Source organism: Paraburkholderia sp. GAS38 (assembly GCF_050434965.1).
Classification (GTDB): domain Bacteria; phylum Pseudomonadota; class Gammaproteobacteria; order Burkholderiales; family Burkholderiaceae; genus Paraburkholderia; species Paraburkholderia phenazinium_A.
On the sequence record NZ_JBNDJO010000014.1, the window covers coordinates 175,618 to 191,527 of the forward strand.

The following is a 15,910-nucleotide window of genomic DNA, read 5'->3' on the forward strand; positions in this document are numbered from 1 at the left end:
AAGAGGTCTGCGGCAGGGTATCGGACTGCACCTGGCGGTCCGTGCAAGCCCCGGACATCAAAGCCTGAAGCGCGACACCGCGAGCTGCAATGCCTTGGCCTGTTCGTCCAGCGACAGCGCCGCTGCCGTCGTCTGCTCGACCAGCGCCGCGTTTTGCTGGGTCACCTCGTCCATCTGCGCGACTGCCCGGTTGACCTGTTCGATGCCGTCGCTCTGCTCGCCGGATGCGGCGGCGACCTCGGTCATGATGTCGCTGACGCGCCGGATCGACTGCACGATTTGCTGCATCGTGGTGCCGGCGGTTTCGACGAGACCCGTGCCGTCGCCGACGCGCGTAGCCGCCGCCTGGATCAAGCCCTTGATCTCTTTCGCCTCCGCGGCCGAGCGTTGCGCGAGCGTGCGCACTTCGCTTGCGACCACCGCGAAACCGCGGCCCTGTTCGCCGGCGCGCGCGGCTTCGACCGCGGCGTTCAGCGCCAGGATGTTGGTCTGGAAGGCGATGCCTTCGATGGCGCCGATGATGGCCGACATCTTTTCCGACTGATCGTGGATGTCGGCCATCGTGCCCACCACCCGATCCATCACGCCACCGCCGCTCGCGGCGATCTCCGAGGCCTCTTTGGCGAGCTGGCTGGCGTGGCTCGCGTTGGCGTTGTTCTGCTTTACGGTCGCCGTCAGTTGCTCCATGCTGGCGGCGGTCTGCTCGAGGGCGGCCGCTTGCGATTCGGTGCGCCGCGACAGGTCTGCATTGCCGGCGGCGATTTCCTGGGTGGCCGTCACCATGCTGGCGCTGCCGTCACGCACCGACGACACGGTGCCTAGCAGGCCGTCGCGCATGGCCGAGAGCGCGCGCATCAGATGGCCCATTTCGTCGTGGCCGTCCGCGGCGATCGGATGCGTGAGATCGCCCTTCGAAATCGCCGAGCAGGCGCGCACTGCGTTGGTCAGCGGCACGGAGATCGCCTTTTGCAAGCCGAGCGCGCACAGCGCGGCAATGGCGACGCCGAGCAACATCACGGCGGCCGACACCATGCTCATGGTTTTGAGCGTCTGCTGGAAGCCGTCGTAGTTGTCGGAACCGCGTTTGAGCAGGTACGCGTTCAACTGGTCGGTGCTTTTGGTCAAGGCGAGCGAGAGGGCCGGCATGGTCGTCATCGTGATCGTATCGGCCGTCTTGGGGTCGCCATGCTGCAGCGCTTGCAAGGCCGGTTCGATGCCTTCGTTGAGCAGCTTGTCGAAGTTCGCGGACACGACGTCGGCGAGGCGTTGCTCTTCGGCGTCGTGGGGTTGCGCGAGGTAGCGGGCGAGTGCCTGCTTCGAGGTGCCGAGGTAGCCGTGTACCTTGGAGATCAGGGTCGGCAGGTCGGGCGATTCGGGATGCAGCAGCGCGCGGTCCATCGTCACGCGGGCAATCGCAAGGTTGTACTTGCTGTCGCCCATCGCGACCGCCGAGGCAAGTTGCACGGAGTAGGTTTCACGCAGGGCGGTCCTGCCGGAGTCGGTGCTGACCTGGCCCAGCACGCCAATGGCGAGCAGAAGCGTGACAAGGCATCCCACCGTCGCCCAGATGCGGATCTTGATCGAGAGTCGGGAGAACATGTTGGGGCGAAAGCTCCGGCAGAGTTGACGTCCGGACCAGACAGTCCGGTGTTACTGTCAATATCGGCGGCTGGGGGCGAAACTTTATGTTTTTTGGTTAAAGGTAAGGGTTGTTTCGGGGAGGGGGCGGTTTAGCCCCCGCTCGATACCGCGCGCCTTGGCGTCAGCCGCGGAACCTACTCGTGACAGGTACACAACTCGAACTCGTGACCATCGGGGCTCGCCATTACGATGGTGTTCGTGGTTTTGTCGCTGATGCCATCCAGTACGACCGTCGCGCCAAGCGCCTTCGCACGGGCGAGGAAATCCTGCAACGCCGCCGCATCGAATTCGAACACGGGCACGCATGCGCTGCCGACGAGTTCGTCGCCGAAATCGTTCAACAGCAAACCGAGGCGAACCTCGCCCACGAGGAACTCCGTCCACTTCTCCGACGTGCGACTGGGCGGCTGTCCTAACAGGTTCTTCCAGAACGTTACAGCGCGTGTCATGTCGGCGACTTTGAAATATACGGTTCGAATTCGCATCGAATGCTCCAAGTTTGAGTTCGCAGAGAGTATCATCGCGAGTCCGAAATAAACAGGACTCCGCACATGACTCAACCGATATGCGCAGTGCTTATTCACGTCCCTGACGTGCCGGCCGGATTGCAGTGGTATCAGTCCGCTTTCGTCGGATCGGAGTTGCGTCACGTGAGCGATTTCGACTTCACTTATCTCGAGTTCAAAGGTGTCGGCATTGAGATCGTCCCCAGCGACGAGAAGGTGTCGTCAGGCGCGGCCGGCAGCGTCGTGTATTGGACGGTGGATGATTTCGATGCCGCACTCGCGCACTTCGTTGCGGCTGGCGCGACCCTGTATCGGGGGCCGGGGAAGATCGAAGAGGGAAAGCGCATGTGCCAGGTGCGCGATCCGTGGGGTAACTGCATCGGCTTGCGCGATTGACCTGACTGGGCGGCGGTGTCTTCGGCCAGGGACGTCATCGACGAGTTCAGCGATCTCACGAGCGTTCACCGTGTGACCGAAGCGGGTCGCGAACCCATCGCCCGGAAGCGGCTAGAAAACCGCGGTTTGGCTGACGAACGAGAGACGGCGTTGGGTTGCGGGCATAAGCGGGTGGCACAGGTCTCGCGGCGCATATGAAGAGCAAGATTGGGCGTCGCTTTGGTCGTTCAATTGCCCCAGGTTTTCTCCCTCGCGTCACCGGGATGCCTGGGAATCCTACGGTTCGCGCCAACGTGCTCAAGAATTACCTGTCATTGCCGTAAGTATTGGCATGGAAAACAACACGCCATCCAGATTCGCCTCAGGCGATCCGGTCTGGGGCATTCTGCATCACAACCATTGATTGCTTGCGAAAGCGACTATCAAGCAAGCCCGGAGGGCAAGCGCTGAACCAAAAGATGTTGACGGAGTTGTGCTTTATCTATTTTCTGTAGGCCCGTAGGTCGCGTGTGTTATTGAACATAATTAAATCATGAAAAAATTTCTGCTTGTGCCGGTGGTATCGGTTTTGCTGTCAGCGTGTATTTCTGCACCTCAAGACAACAGGTCCGCAGTGAAGCAACAGGAAGATCTTTCCGAAGTTTCAGCTGATATGTCGGGAGACTATGACGTAGTCGATAGTCGGAAGGACGATTTGAAACTGCTATCCTTGACCGTCAAGGTGCATGGCGATGAGGTGCTGTTCATCGGCAATCAAAAGAACGGGCAAAACTTTCTGGCTACCGGGAGAGGTTGCAGCGGCTACAGGCGCGATAAATGGGAGGCTGTATTTTGCAGGCAGATTCCGGAGGGATTCAATTACATAAGTTTCGACTTGCTGGATAAGCCGAGAACCATCACGGATGGAGCGCTTATTCTTCCGTTTCCTCCGTTGGAGGCGAAGTCTGGCGATTATCTGATTGATTTTGGCAGGCGGGGTGGGAGATCGAATTATTATCTCATCAAGAAGCATTCCAATTAAATCGATTTGACGGGCCGTTGATCGTTTTAGTCTGTGCGTTGTAGTGGCTGTTTCCCGGGCTGCGGACTGTAGAGACTGCCACTGCAGCGTGACCGGCAAGTGCGCATCCGTGACTTCGTTTTCGGCGCGTGACAGTTTCGGGAACGGTTGCTATTGGGTAGAGTGAACGTTTCTTGTCGACCCGGAGCGGTCGATCGTCTTTCCCGGTTTCGGCCGTTCATACGAAGGGCGCGTCACTTGATTGACGTCGAGCTTAGCTGCCCTTGCCGCCGTATGCTCACGGTTAGACCTAAAGCGACATTTAAGAAAATGAAGGCTCCCAGCACCAGTGGCCAGACCATCGGAGGTTGTTCCCAACGAGTGACGATTGCGGTAGTCGGTGATGACTTTACCAATCGGACTTGCAGCTTGAGCTCCAACAACGCGTCCCGATTGTAACGGCCGTCCTTGTCTCGGATTAATCGTTCGTACTTCTGCCCACCGTAAGAATATTCGACGAGAGGACTTAGATTACCGTTTGAACCTGGCTCCAACCGTAGGACGCGGCCCTCGACGACGGTCGAGTCATTCTCGAACGCCTGTGATGTCAAATAGGTGGTCACTGCCCCATAGGTCCACCCCGCCGCAATGACGCATGTGACAGCTGCCTTGACGCCGCGCGCACCGATCGAATCGGGTCTTTCAGCCCACACTATGCGCTCTCATCGGCTGGTCATGGCGCGACAGCCGTCGTTGGCTCGAAACGCGATGACACGCGCGATTCCTGTGATGTATGAAGAGAGTTCCCAACGCGAGGATTGGAGAGCGGTTGTTCCTGAATTATCAACGATTCGGGAGTCACCGTCGAGCGGCCGAAAGTGGCCGAACCCGGTCCAACACCGACCTCCACTAGCCGGCGCTCGCAGCGAAAGTGCGAAAGGGGAAAACCGACCCGGAGGAGACGGCCGCGACTCTCCGAAGCGGCCGTTGGCGACCCGTCCTCGATCAGCTTAAACGCGTCGCGCTAGGTGAGCAGTTCAATCCTTATAGCCATTTTGTATGAATTGCCACAGTTCATTCACGGGCCCGGTTTTCCAAGGGGCGTCACCATCTTCTGGGTTCCAGAGAATTGCCTGAAGCGCGTCTGGATCCCATCCGAGCAAGTTTCCGGTACCGTCGTCTCCGAACCACACAATTCGATCGAGTGAACTTGGGTACCAGTCCTCTGCACGTATCCATACCTGCATGTCGGTCAGCTTGTCGTCTGGCAGCACGAGCCATGCACCGGGCTCAATCCGATATCCTTGTGGAAGATGATCGCGAATCTCTGCGGGACGGCTGACTCCGCTCATGATTGATATTGTCCTTGATGTGAAATGCATCGCGCGGATTGTCGGCTCGCTTGCCTACAGCGTCCGGTGACCGCTTTTGGGCCGGTTCAGTCGGACTATTTGGTTTGGATCTGATTGACGTAGTCGCGCCAACCACGAAACCCCGCTGCTGGATCAAAACTCTTCTCCAGGAACTGGCCGGTGGAACAGTCTAGGCCCTCCCGGTCGTTGCTGATGCAAAGGGCAACAATCATGGGAGCAACCTCTGGTCCTGCGCGGACGTGAAGCATGAAGCTGTCAACATCGTCAGCTTCGCCCAGATTGAATTCGATAGAGCCGTGCGGACCGTCCCACGTCCCCCACGCCGGATCAGTCCAGTCAGTGCCGGGAAACACCCGTGATACGGCTGCATGCACTGATGTGCGACCGCCCAGGTACAAAGGGCCCTTACTTCCAGGGATCTCCGCGACGGAGCCGAAGCGTTTCGAAAGTTTGATGATTGAGACGTCCCAGCTCATTGAACGTCCCCTGGTATGTGTTTGCCTTACACGATTGAAAATCATCTAGCGGACCTCCTGGCCGCGCCCCGACACCGACGCGGACTCTAAAATCAGCGACGCGCGTCGACCTACAAGAAAAATCTTCGAGTAAGGTCGCCACAGAAATCCGGGAGACATGCGACTTTACCGCCCCAGTCGCCCAAGACAGCCGAAGACACTTATAACCGCGAAAGCGACGAGGAGTGAGCCGACCGAGACGTAAGCGAGGAGGAATTTGATCGGTGATTCGGACTTGTATATGTCGCCCCCGAAACGCCCTTGTACCTTCTCTTCTGTTCGATAGCTTGATAGCGTCGCGATGAACCCGCCCGCTGATCCGATCAGAGTTCCAATCCAACCGAAATGGATATCGTCGATCGGATATGCAATGCATATTCCCCATGAAACGAAGGCCACCGCAAGGAGAGCCCAAACCATTCTATTCATTCTGGTAGTCGATTTCGAAAGGCGTCATCAGAATTGTTAACGATCTGGGCGGCGATGTCGAACGGCCGTTTGTGGCCGCGTGCCGTCAAATGCGATTGGCATATTGTGTCGCGGCCCTCCCGGCACGTGATCGAAGGCAAGCGATCCGAGCACATCAGCAATTTTTCCCAACCGATTCATAATCCGATGTGAGTAACATTGACACCCAACGATCAAATGGCGGGTCTCGCGCGAGCGTCATCAACTTTAGTGGGAGTGACATGAAATACGTGAATGTCGTCTTGGGTTTGATCATCCACGGCGACTGCATCCTCGTCGGCAAGAAAGTGGATGGCTATCATCCGGCAGGTCTCGGCGGCCTTTGGGTACTGCCCGGTGGCCGCGTCGAGGACGGCGAGTCTTTTGAAGAGGCTCTTCAGCGCGAGATACAAGAAGAGACCGGCCTGACGGTCGCTATAGAGCAGACCCTAGGCGAACATCGACAGCACCTTACCGATGCGACAGTGACTCTCAACTACTTTCGCTGCCGCGCGATTTCGAACGCCGCACGCCCGGGGGACGACCTGGAGTTGGTCACGTGGCTAAGCAAGCCTGACGCATACGCACGCCTCGCGCCGCCCGTTAGGGAAACATTCTCCTCAGCGCTGGTCGAATGGTTTCAGGATTAAGACTGCTTCCCTGAGGGCACTTGGCAGAAGCGAGCGGGCGTAAAGCGCACCGGATTGTCGATTATCTACGTACCGGTCCCGACCGTCCGAAAGTGCCCGCACACAGCCTGATGGTGACCGGTTGAATCCGCAACCCCGAAGAAATGGTCAAACCGCCCCAAAGCAGCCATTGAATCACCGCGCATATTCCCAAGCGGACAAAAAACGCTCACATATCAGGCCGCGCACGGCGAAAATAGACAATTTCCGGAAGAGTATGTAAAAGTCACTGCACTTCTATAAACATGCGGCTCGGCAGAGGGCGGCATGCCCTGGAGCGAGATTCCATGTCTATCAGCATCGTTGATGTCGTTCCGCACCTACGACAAATCTTCGCCGTGGCACTAGTCGCCTTGCAGCCCTTCCACGGCTTACGCCGGACACGAAGTCTGCAACGGTTTACCAGTACTGCGGGCAGACTATCGGCGTACCGTTCGATCGTTCTCTGGACATGGACCACATCCGCGGTTGCCGTCGTGCTGATCCTGCCTGGAAATATCCTGCTGACGGAGCGACGCGTCGATGACATGTTCTGGTTGCTCGGCGTGACCCCGGTGCGTCTGGGACTGTCCATCCTGATAGGAATCCTTATCTTCGCGTTCTTCGTTCAGATGGTGTTCCTCGGGTCAACGACTGATCGCAGGGCGCAATACGCGAAGGTCGCCGGTAGCTTCCGCTTTTTTCTTCCGGTAACGACGGAGGAAAGATGCTGGTGGCTGGCTGTCAGCCTGACTGCTGGCATCTGCGAGGAGGTGCTTTATCGCGGCTATCTGCTCCAGTTTTTCTCAGGAAAATTCGAAGGCTCGCTGTCTCTTGGACTGACCGCCGCCTGGCTACTCAGCTCGGTGGCGTTCGGATTGGCGCACTTCTACCAGGGTGTACGCGCAATCGCAAAGACCGCAGTGGTCGGCGCGCTTCTTGGAATCCTGGCGATCCTCACCGGCAATCTGATTCTTCCCATCCTTGTGCACGCGCTAATGGATGCGGGGCATCTATGGACATATCGGCCTCAGCAGGACGACCCGAATAAAGCCGACCGCCTGATTCGCGGGTACGACCTGACGAGCTAACCAAAAAGCTCAAAGGCTCGCTTATGCTTGAGGCCGTCCGTAAGGCACATGCACTCCCTCCGATAACCCCTGTCAATCGCGCCGATCAGCGATAAGCATTTCACGGCGGCATAGAGAGTATGTGAACATCCGTTCCAACAAAACGACAGAAAGGATCGGGGAAATGTCCGTACTGCGAAACCTCCGCATCGGCACTCGGGGCGCGAGCGGCTTTGCGCTCGTGCAGATCATCCGCGTCGACGATGCCGCAAACGGCACGATCCGCGACGCAGCCTGAACCTATCGGTTCAATGCGTATTTTAAATTTCACAACCTCGGTAGCCCCAGCTATCGTGCTGCCCCAAAGCCAGATGGCGGTAGGTCCGCGGCAAACAATACTCGTGTAACTGGAATCGGTATGAATCAAGAACAGCAGTCTCTGCGCCAGTCCCAATGCGATCTTCTGGACCAGGCTGGCGACGCACCTGACATTCTGGCCTCGCTGCTCGAGAAGGCCGATGTGGAGATCAACGGCGACCGTAGCTGGGATATTCGGGTTGTCGATCAGGAAGTCTACAGGCGGGTATTTTCCAGTTGGTCCCTTGGCTTCGGCGAGGCTTACATGGATGGCCAGTGGGAGTGCCAACAACTCGACGAACTGTTCACGAGGTTGCTCCGCACCGATATCGAATCGGCTGCGGTGGGTATGTCGAAGCTTCGACTTGTCTTCGAGCATCTCCGTCATCGCTTTTTGAACCTGCAATCGAAAGACCGCGCGTTCCAGGTGGGCGAACGTCACTACGATGCGGGCAATGATGTATTCGAGGCCATGCTGGACAGCCGCATGATCTATTCATGCGGCTACTGGGAAAACGCGAAAGATCTGGAGCAGGCACAGTTCGACAAACTGGACATGATCTGTCGAAAGTTGAAGCTCCGCGCTGGAGAAACGCTACTCGACATAGGCTGTGGCTGGGGCGGGCTCGCCAGATTCGCCGCTGAGCGATACGGTGTCGTAGTGACGGGCGTCACTGTTTCGAAAGAGCAACTGGCGCTGGCAAAAGAACGTTGCAAAGGACTACCGATCACATTGATCCTTCAGGATTATCGCGAACTGAGAGGGCGTTTTGACAAGATCGTCTCCGTCGGCATGTTCGAGCATGTAGGGCCGAAGAACTATGCAACCTACTTCGATACCGCGAAGCGCCTGCTGGCCCCCGAAGGTCTGTTCCTGCTGCACTCCATCGGAATAGCCTCGACCAGCCAGGGAACTGACCCCTGGCTCGACAAATACATCTTTCCGAATGGAAAGCTTCCCTCTGCAAAACAGATTTCCGACGCGGTTGAAGGCCGCTTTATCATCGAAGACTGGCACAACTTTGGGCAGGACTATGACCGCACGTTGATGGCATGGTGGGACCGCTTCGACGAGGCATGGCCGCGCCTCCAGTCACGCTACGACAAGCGCTTTTACCTGATGTGGAAATACTATCTGCTTTGCTGCGCGGGATTTTTCCGGTCACGGCAAGGACAACTCTGGCAACTTGTGCTGACCCACGCTGACCGCGCGGAAACCTATCGCTCGGTCCGGTAGCGCCACGGGCTGCTCGCTGCGGAGGCGCCGGCATGGGTCAATCAGACTGCTATGCCGTCAGTTTCCTCGAATGGAGATCGCACGACAATCGCGTCATCACGTTCAGCGCCAGTGGTAACCATTGACACCGGAATGCCGACTTCCTGCTGAATCGCTTCGATCAGCGCTGCGGCCTGGCGGGGCAGGTCGTCATAAGACCGGATGCCCCGGGTCGAACCGTCCCAACCATCAAAGCGCTTGAGAACCGGCTGCAGGCGTTGCTGCTCGGTGTTGGTGGACGGCATGTAGTCGATGCGCTTCCCATCAAGCTCATAGCCTATGCACAGGTAGACCGAATCGAAACCGTCGAGCACATCCAGCTTCGTCAGCGCCAGGAGGTTGATACCGGCGACCTTGCTGCTCTGCCGCAGTTGCACAGTGTCCAGCCAACCGCAGCGACGCGGGCGGCCGGTATTGACTCCATACTCGCCACCGCGCTGCCTGAGTACGTCACCGAGTTTTCCATCCACCTCGGACGTGAAAGGGCCTTCGCCAACACGCGTTGCATAGACCTTGCTGACGCCAAGTACCTGCACAATGCGCGAAGGGGCGATGCCGGTGCCACTGGCAGCGCCAGCGGCGACGGTGGTCGATGACGTCACATAGGGATAGCTACCCCAATCCACGTCAAGCATCACGGCTTGCGAGCCTTCGAATACCGTGCGCTTGCCCGATGAATGGGCGTTGTCGAGCTGTTCCCAGACGCGTCCCATGAACGGCAGGATTCTTGGTGCCATGGCAAGCAGGTCGCTCAACATCCGGTCTCGCTGGAAAGGTTCCAGACCGAGGCCGCGAAACCACGCGTTATGGTGCTCAAGCAGTCCATCGAGCTTTTGAGCGAGCAGTTCCGGTTCAGCAAGGTCGCAGACGCGCAATCCTCGGCGCCCAACCTTGTCTTCGTATGCCGGACCGATACCGCGTAGCGTAGTGCCGATCGGCTTGGCGCGCAGGCGTTCCTGCTCGGCATCGATCGCGCGATGGATCGGCAGAACAAGCGTGGCCGTCTCGGCGATCTGCAGCACCTCTGGCGTTACGCGGATGCCCAGCGCGGCCATGCGGTCAATCTCTGCAAGCAGCGCTTCGGGGTCAAGGGCGACGCCGTTGCCGATCAGACCAAGCTTTCCGCGCACGATCCCGCTGGGAAGCAGCGCCAGTTTGTAGATCTGACCATTCACGACAAGCGTATGGCCGGCGTTGTGGCCACCGTTGTAGCGGACAACGATGTCCGCTTTCTCGGCAAGCCAATCCACAATCCGGCCTTTTCCCTCATCGCCCCACTGCGCGCCAACCACAACAACATTCGACATACGGTAGTCTTCCTGGTGACTTAATCAAACAGATCGAGAAGCAGATCTGCGGACAAGTGGCCCAATATAGTGGGCCACCGCAGTCACGAAAATCGATATAAACTCATCATAATTGTCAGGAAAACTCACATAGAGATTCACCGTATGCCACGTCGTCTGCCACCGTTGAACGCGCTGCGTGTGTTTGAAGCTGCCGCCAGGGTCGAGAGCTTTTCAGCCGCAGCCGATGAGCTTTGCGTCACGCACGGGGCCGTGAGCCGGCAGGTGGGACAACTGGAAGCCTGGCTTGGACACGACCTGTTTGAACGCCGCGGCCGAAGGGTCGTACTGACCGCGCCGGGGCGCGCTTACTTGTCGGAGATATCGGCGGCGCTCGACCGCATCGCGTTGGCGACCAATGAACAGCTTCGGGTCACGCGACAGCAGATCATCCGGGTCAATGCGCCGACCACTTTCGCGTTGCGATGGTTATTGCCGCAGCTTTCCAGCTTCCAACTGACCAATCCGGCGGTGGAAGTGCGACTGACTACTTCGGATGAACCGATCGAAAGGCTGCGCGACGAATGCGATGTGGCGATTCGTGGCAGCGAGCAGAAGCCGGCAGGCTACGTGGTCAACGAATTTCTGTCGGAAGTCCGACTGCCGGTGTGCTCGCCCAAGGTGTTGGAGTCTCATCCGATACACCATGTTTCGGACCTGGCGCATCACACCCTGCTGCACACGGCGACCTATCCCGGCCTTTGGGCCGAATGGCTTGCGGCGTGCGGCAATCCTCGGCTTGCCGCACGCAATTCCCAGCAACTGGACCACTTTTATTTGACCTTGCAGGCCGCCATTGATGGCTTGGGTATTGCGATGGGCCCGACCGCGCTTGTAGCGCTAGACGTCGAGGAGGGTCGTCTCGTGTTTCCGTTCGATGGGCCGGCCCTTCCGGCATGGCGCTACTGCAGCTACGTCCACAGTGCACGCCTTGGGGATCCCGCCATCAATACCTTTCTGACGTGGTTGCGCGAACTGGGGCATCGTTTCTCACGCAATGCTTGGTGAATAGCACTGACTTCATCAATATCGATCAAAACTAATAGCGGGTATTGATGAAGCCACTTTGAATGAGTCGGACTTCTTTGGAGCAACATTTCCTGATTGTTGACGATTCACACACTCGTGTGGAACGTCTCACGATGGCCGATCGCTGTCCGACGGCGAGCGGCTCAGGTCGACCCTGAAGGGGCGGTCAATCTAGCGCAAGGCATGGGGCCGTTTCCGAGGTACTGCAGCCGTTGCGGCCACCAATGCGGGCGACGGTTCGTCTGCCAACTACGATGCCGCGGACCATGAAATAGCCAGCGATTCGGGATCAATAGGGGTCGATGCGTGCGATACCGAACATTGGCCATCAAGAATTGAAAGCTTATCGCTCTAGGCTAGATTGACTGCGTTCGTCGGACCCGTGCCAAGAAGAAAAGGTCATTTGTAATATGCGGAATCTGTTCTGTAAGGCCCGCTGTTTTCTGTAGATATCCGGTTCCCGAGGTGAAGACTCACGTTTTGTAAGCACACTGCAACGCTGCCCCCTCAGACTAGTCCGTCATCGGGGCACGCTCACTGGAGAAAAAAATGACAGTCAAAGTGAAGCTGTGGCGATCGCTGTTTCTTGCAATCATCGGCGCGTTCGTGATTGGATTGTCGCTTCCAGTAATGGCGGTTAGTATTCCCGACCCTGGTAGTTTATTGATAGGGAAAGCACTTGATGAGATTGATGCAAAAATTCAACAAGCCATGGCCAATGCCCAAAGTGGCGTGAACGTCGAAGAAGGGGCAACTTACTCGCTCCTGCAGAACATAAGTGCCGAGCTTCGGCAAGAGCTTCAGGGAAGCCTTGACCAAACGATCTCTGCCGTGAACGACTCACGAGCCCAAGCGCTGCGTGGACTCTACGAGCAAGTCAATCAAATCGGCGAGCAAGTCAACGGAACAATTTTCACTGGCGAATCTGCGATCGTCAATTTAAAGGCAATGCTCCCGTTTTCTAGTATGCCTTTCATAATTTTTGGACAAACTCCGTCGTACGTTAGTAATTCCGGGGCTAATCTTGTATTGAAGTTGCAAGGTAATGGAATTGGATTAAATCAGGGGGATAGAACATATAATGTTACTGCATCGATTGGAAGCCAAAACCTGCAGGTGCAGAATTTCCCTAATGAGGTCGATGTTCAGATTCCTGCAAGTATTTTGCAAAAATATCAGAACAACGATTCTCTAGCGTATCTGCCAATGAACGTGACGTCTGCCATTACTCAAAAATGCTATCTCGGTCTGAAGGACTGTACAACTCAACATCAGGCAACCGTTACTCTCGCGATCTTTCCCCGGACACTTGCTACCGCGACGGTCCAGGCGTTCCAAAATCGGGACGATCCAGGCGCACAGCGGGTTGAAAATGAAACGTATCAGACGCCCCAAATGGACGGCGTCAAGTCGTGCGTAGTCCACACTTGGCCGGTGGTCTCCGCCGCGCCGGACGAAATGATCACCAGCGCACAGCCAGCAGGCTGTAACCCATATCCGGTGTGCAACTTAAGCCTTTACTCGCAGTGCAAGCTTATCGGAACCAGCGGTGCGCAATGTACGTCGTGTGACGAAGGTCCGGCGCACCAAATGTTTTACACCGTTCATTTCGCCAAGCGCGTGCCAACCGGACATCTACTTTCAACGTCCACCGGTCTTCAGTTTAGCGCAACGGAGAACACAGACATTGAGTTCCCCACGTCGGCGTCTACGGCTGCTATCACAGGAAAGACTTGGAAAAATGAAGCATTTTCTTTCCAGCTGTTTCCAATAAATCAGCTGCCTGCGTCTGCCCCTATTTCATGCTCTCTGCCGATTCAAGTGGGCGCCAATACTCGAATAACCTGCCAAGCTTACGTACAGTAAGTGATTGACACATGCTAACGCGGCGCTCCAAAGCACCAAGCTTCGGGACGCTGCACGCAGGATATCGACCGTCTTGGACGCGGTCGAGAACCGCGCCGGGGCGAAGCCCTCCGATTAAGCCGACGGGCCGGGCTGTCAGGTTATGCAGCCATTCGAGTGTCCACGCGACTACGCCGTCGAGTGTCGCAAACTGGCCGAACTGAGCCCAATAACAACCGCCCCGGCCCTTGAAACCCACCAATATCGACCAGAGTGGACGCGCGCTTTCGGTCTGCCGCGTACCCTATCCAGAGAGTCCGTATGCACAACACGGCATCAAACGACCTGGTCTGTAATCCGAACGTGAGCATCGGTGATGTGGAACCCGTACTTCGCGATGTCGTCGAGGCACTCTCCCGGGTCAACGCCCGGGTTCGGTTTATCCCGGCTCAGTTCCACTGACTTGAATGAAACCCAGGGCGCGAACCTTGCCGGCAGATTCGCCCCCGTGGCGTCTGCCGTCACGCCGAACACACGACCGGGTCCACGAAAAATATAGACAAGCATTTCGTTTACTCCTGCGATGGACGAATCCCCAAGGCGCATTGTCAACGATTCGGGTGGCAGAGTCGAACGTCCTTTCCTCGCCTAACCCCACCCATGTCAACCACCCCAGCAAAGCGCGACGGTTATCGTGTGTCCGCACGAAACCCGGACTTAGGCTGCGATGTGTTTCTGCATGAACACACTCAGCGGGTCGTTCGTGTAATCGCCGAACGGTCCCTGGCGCTCGTAACCGGCCGACGCATAGAAAGCCAGCGCCTCATGTTGGTACGGTCCGGTTTCGAGCTTGAGCAACTTGCAGCCAGAGCTTACGGCCCCAGACTCGAGCAGAGCCAGGAGTTTCCTGGCCACGCCTTGCCCTCGGCCGCGAGGACTGACGTACATGCGTTTGAGTTCGCCAAATTCAGGACCGAGGACTATCGCCCCACAGCCGATGGCCTTACCCGTGCTATCCCTCGCAACGGCAAACAGGACATTGGGTTGCCTCAACGACGCCAGCTCAAGGACGTGCCTGCTCTCTGGTGGGTACAGGGTGTCCTGGTAAGCGTCCAGCTCAGCAATGAGGGCGATCACGTCAGGTTGATCGGGGGATTCGAAGGCGATAGTCATGGCTGAAGAAGTGGGTGAAGGGGAGCGTGGAGAAGAAGCGCCTACCGGCTATAACAGCTAGCCAGCCCGACCTCTACGCATCATCGCCGCCACGATGTACCCCGCGATTCGCGGATTCTCCTTAATTCGCCGAGTGCTGTAACCATACCAGTCCTGACCGTATGGCACATAGACGCGCACGTTAAAGCCTTGGGCAAGCAGACGGTCGCGCAGCGGTTCGCACACTCCCAGTAGCATCTGGAATTCGAAGCGCGATCGGTCAACCCGCTCGCGTTGCAGCCAATCGATGAGCGTGTCGATCAATAGAGCATCGTGGGTTGCAATACCCACGAACGATCCTGCCTGTACGGCGCTCGAAACGTGCCGGACGAAGTGCGCATTGATCGCAGACCGGTCGCTCGACGCGCGGTCAACGAGATGCTCGTTTGCCTCTGCATAAATTCCTTTGCAGATGCGCATTGGACTCTTGCGTGCCTGCAGTGGAACGATGTCCTCGTTCGTGCGAATCAAATACGCCTGTAGCGCGATTCCGACTGGATATCCCTCGGCTTCGAGCCTCAAGAACGCGTCGAGCGTTTTCTGGGTGCAACGGACGTCCTCCATGTCGATGCATGCGCTGATTCCGTGCGCCGCCGCCGCTCGCAGAATCATTGAGACTCGCGCCATGCATGCGTCTCCGTCAAGCTGCAGCCCCAGCGCGGTCAGTTTGATCGACAGCTCCGTGCGCATATTTTCCGCACCGAGTGTCTGGACGAGATCGAGATAATCGTGAGTCATTGACTCTGCCTGACCCGCAGAGCAGGCAGTCTCGCCCAGAACATCGATTGTCGTTCGGAATCCTGCTGTGTGGAGTGCACGAATGCGCACGAGGGCATCGCACAGCGTTTCCCCGGCAATATAGCGGCGGGAAATCCGGCGGATCAGCGAACGAGGAACGAGTGGGATGGCGCGAGCAGCCATCGTATTGAAAATACGCATGTTGTGGTCTCATGAAAACGCAGTCGCACGACTCCGGATGAAATGAGGGGAGTCGTGCGACATCGCCGGACTGTTGTTCACAGGTCCGGGACGAACGCCTGTGGGATGCAAGTACTGCATCGACAGAGGCTTTCAGTGCGTTTTCGAGGGAGGCCAGGCAGCTGCGTGCATTGTTCGAGTGGGGCTATGCGGTTGACTGCGGAGGGACCAAGCCTGCTTTCTTTACTTCAGTCAGGCACGCGATCGTAGCACGGTCGCTAACTTCGGGTCCGGGCTATGGCCTTGAAAAT

Annotated in this window: 15 protein-coding genes; 7 read left to right on the forward strand and 8 right to left on the reverse strand. The window is 57.4% G+C overall.

Features of this window, described 5'->3' with window-relative positions:
- Positions 1–57: 57 nt before the first annotated feature.
- Both P3T42_RS28455 and P3T42_RS28460 read right to left on the reverse strand, forming a co-directional pair.
- Positions 58–1,599 (reverse strand): methyl-accepting chemotaxis protein, encoded by a 1,542-nt coding sequence (locus tag P3T42_RS28455; RefSeq protein ID WP_074295896.1) that lies wholly within the window; start codon positions 1,597–1,599, stop codon positions 58–60.
- Positions 1,600–1,775: 176 nt separating this feature from the next.
- On the reverse strand, positions 1,776–2,126 hold the full coding sequence (locus P3T42_RS28460; protein ID WP_429307926.1) for a VOC family protein: 351 nt from the start codon (positions 2,124–2,126) through the stop codon (positions 1,776–1,778).
- A gap of 66 nt (positions 2,127–2,192) precedes the next feature.
- On the opposite strand from P3T42_RS28460, the gene P3T42_RS28465 reads away from it, so the two are divergent.
- Positions 2,193–2,543, forward strand: coding sequence for a VOC family protein (locus P3T42_RS28465; protein ID WP_429307927.1), 351 nt, complete (start codon positions 2,193–2,195; stop codon positions 2,541–2,543).
- A 532-nt stretch (positions 2,544–3,075) separates the two neighbouring features.
- The gene (locus P3T42_RS28470) at positions 3,076–3,564 is read left to right on the forward strand and encodes a hypothetical protein (protein ID WP_429307928.1); all 489 of its coding nucleotides are present in this window, start codon (positions 3,076–3,078) and stop codon (positions 3,562–3,564) included.
- A gap of 1,016 nt (positions 3,565–4,580) precedes the next feature.
- Here P3T42_RS28470 and P3T42_RS28475 read toward each other — a convergent pair.
- Together P3T42_RS28475 and P3T42_RS28480 are read right to left on the reverse strand one after the other, a co-directional pair.
- Entirely contained in the window at positions 4,581–4,895 is a 315-nt protein-coding gene (locus tag P3T42_RS28475) for a hypothetical protein (RefSeq protein WP_429307929.1), read from the reverse strand.
- A 95-nt stretch (positions 4,896–4,990) separates the two neighbouring features.
- On the reverse strand, positions 4,991–5,392 hold the full coding sequence (locus P3T42_RS28480; protein WP_429307930.1) for a hypothetical protein: 402 nt from the start codon (positions 5,390–5,392) through the stop codon (positions 4,991–4,993).
- Between the two features lie 728 nt (positions 5,393–6,120).
- Between P3T42_RS28480 and P3T42_RS28485 the strand changes: the two genes are divergently transcribed.
- From P3T42_RS28485 to cfa, 3 genes are all read left to right on the forward strand, one after another.
- Positions 6,121–6,528, forward strand: coding sequence for an NUDIX domain-containing protein (locus tag P3T42_RS28485; RefSeq protein WP_429307931.1), 408 nt, complete (start codon positions 6,121–6,123; stop codon positions 6,526–6,528).
- A gap of 326 nt (positions 6,529–6,854) precedes the next feature.
- On the forward strand, positions 6,855–7,637 hold the full coding sequence (locus P3T42_RS28490; protein ID WP_074295886.1) for a CPBP family intramembrane glutamic endopeptidase: 783 nt from the start codon (positions 6,855–6,857) through the stop codon (positions 7,635–7,637).
- Positions 7,638–8,034: 397 nt separating this feature from the next.
- The gene (cfa, locus tag P3T42_RS28495) at positions 8,035–9,210 is read left to right on the forward strand and encodes a cyclopropane fatty acyl phospholipid synthase (RefSeq protein WP_429307932.1); all 1,176 of its coding nucleotides are present in this window, start codon (positions 8,035–8,037) and stop codon (positions 9,208–9,210) included.
- Positions 9,211–9,251: 41 nt separating this feature from the next.
- Here cfa and P3T42_RS28500 read toward each other — a convergent pair whose 3' ends face one another.
- Positions 9,252–10,556, reverse strand: coding sequence for an adenylosuccinate synthase (locus P3T42_RS28500; RefSeq protein WP_429307933.1), 1,305 nt, complete (start codon positions 10,554–10,556; stop codon positions 9,252–9,254).
- A gap of 144 nt (positions 10,557–10,700) precedes the next feature.
- Here P3T42_RS28500 and gcvA point away from each other — a divergent pair, with 144 nt between their 5' ends.
- On the forward strand, positions 10,701–11,603 hold the full coding sequence (gene gcvA, locus P3T42_RS28505) for a transcriptional regulator GcvA (RefSeq protein WP_074295883.1): 903 nt from the start codon (positions 10,701–10,703) through the stop codon (positions 11,601–11,603).
- Between the two features lie 570 nt (positions 11,604–12,173).
- Positions 12,174–13,490 carry a hypothetical protein gene (locus P3T42_RS28510; RefSeq protein ID WP_429307934.1) on the forward strand — a complete coding sequence of 439 codons (1,317 nt, stop codon included), beginning with the start codon at positions 12,174–12,176 and terminating at the stop codon, positions 13,488–13,490.
- A 315-nt stretch (positions 13,491–13,805) separates the two neighbouring features.
- On the opposite strand, the gene P3T42_RS28515 is transcribed toward P3T42_RS28510, so the two are convergent.
- The 3 genes from P3T42_RS28515 to P3T42_RS28525 all read right to left on the reverse strand — a co-directional run bounded on the left by P3T42_RS28515 (position 13,806) and on the right by P3T42_RS28525 (position 15,620).
- On the reverse strand, positions 13,806–14,036 hold the full coding sequence (locus P3T42_RS28515; RefSeq protein WP_074295881.1) for a hypothetical protein: 231 nt from the start codon (positions 14,034–14,036) through the stop codon (positions 13,806–13,808).
- A 150-nt stretch (positions 14,037–14,186) separates the two neighbouring features.
- On the reverse strand, positions 14,187–14,642 hold the full coding sequence (locus P3T42_RS28520) for a GNAT family N-acetyltransferase (RefSeq protein ID WP_429307935.1): 456 nt from the start codon (positions 14,640–14,642) through the stop codon (positions 14,187–14,189).
- Between the two features lie 57 nt (positions 14,643–14,699).
- On the reverse strand, positions 14,700–15,620 hold the full coding sequence (locus tag P3T42_RS28525; protein ID WP_429307936.1) for a proline dehydrogenase family protein: 921 nt from the start codon (positions 15,618–15,620) through the stop codon (positions 14,700–14,702).
- Between the last annotated feature and the right edge of the window lie 290 nt (positions 15,621–15,910).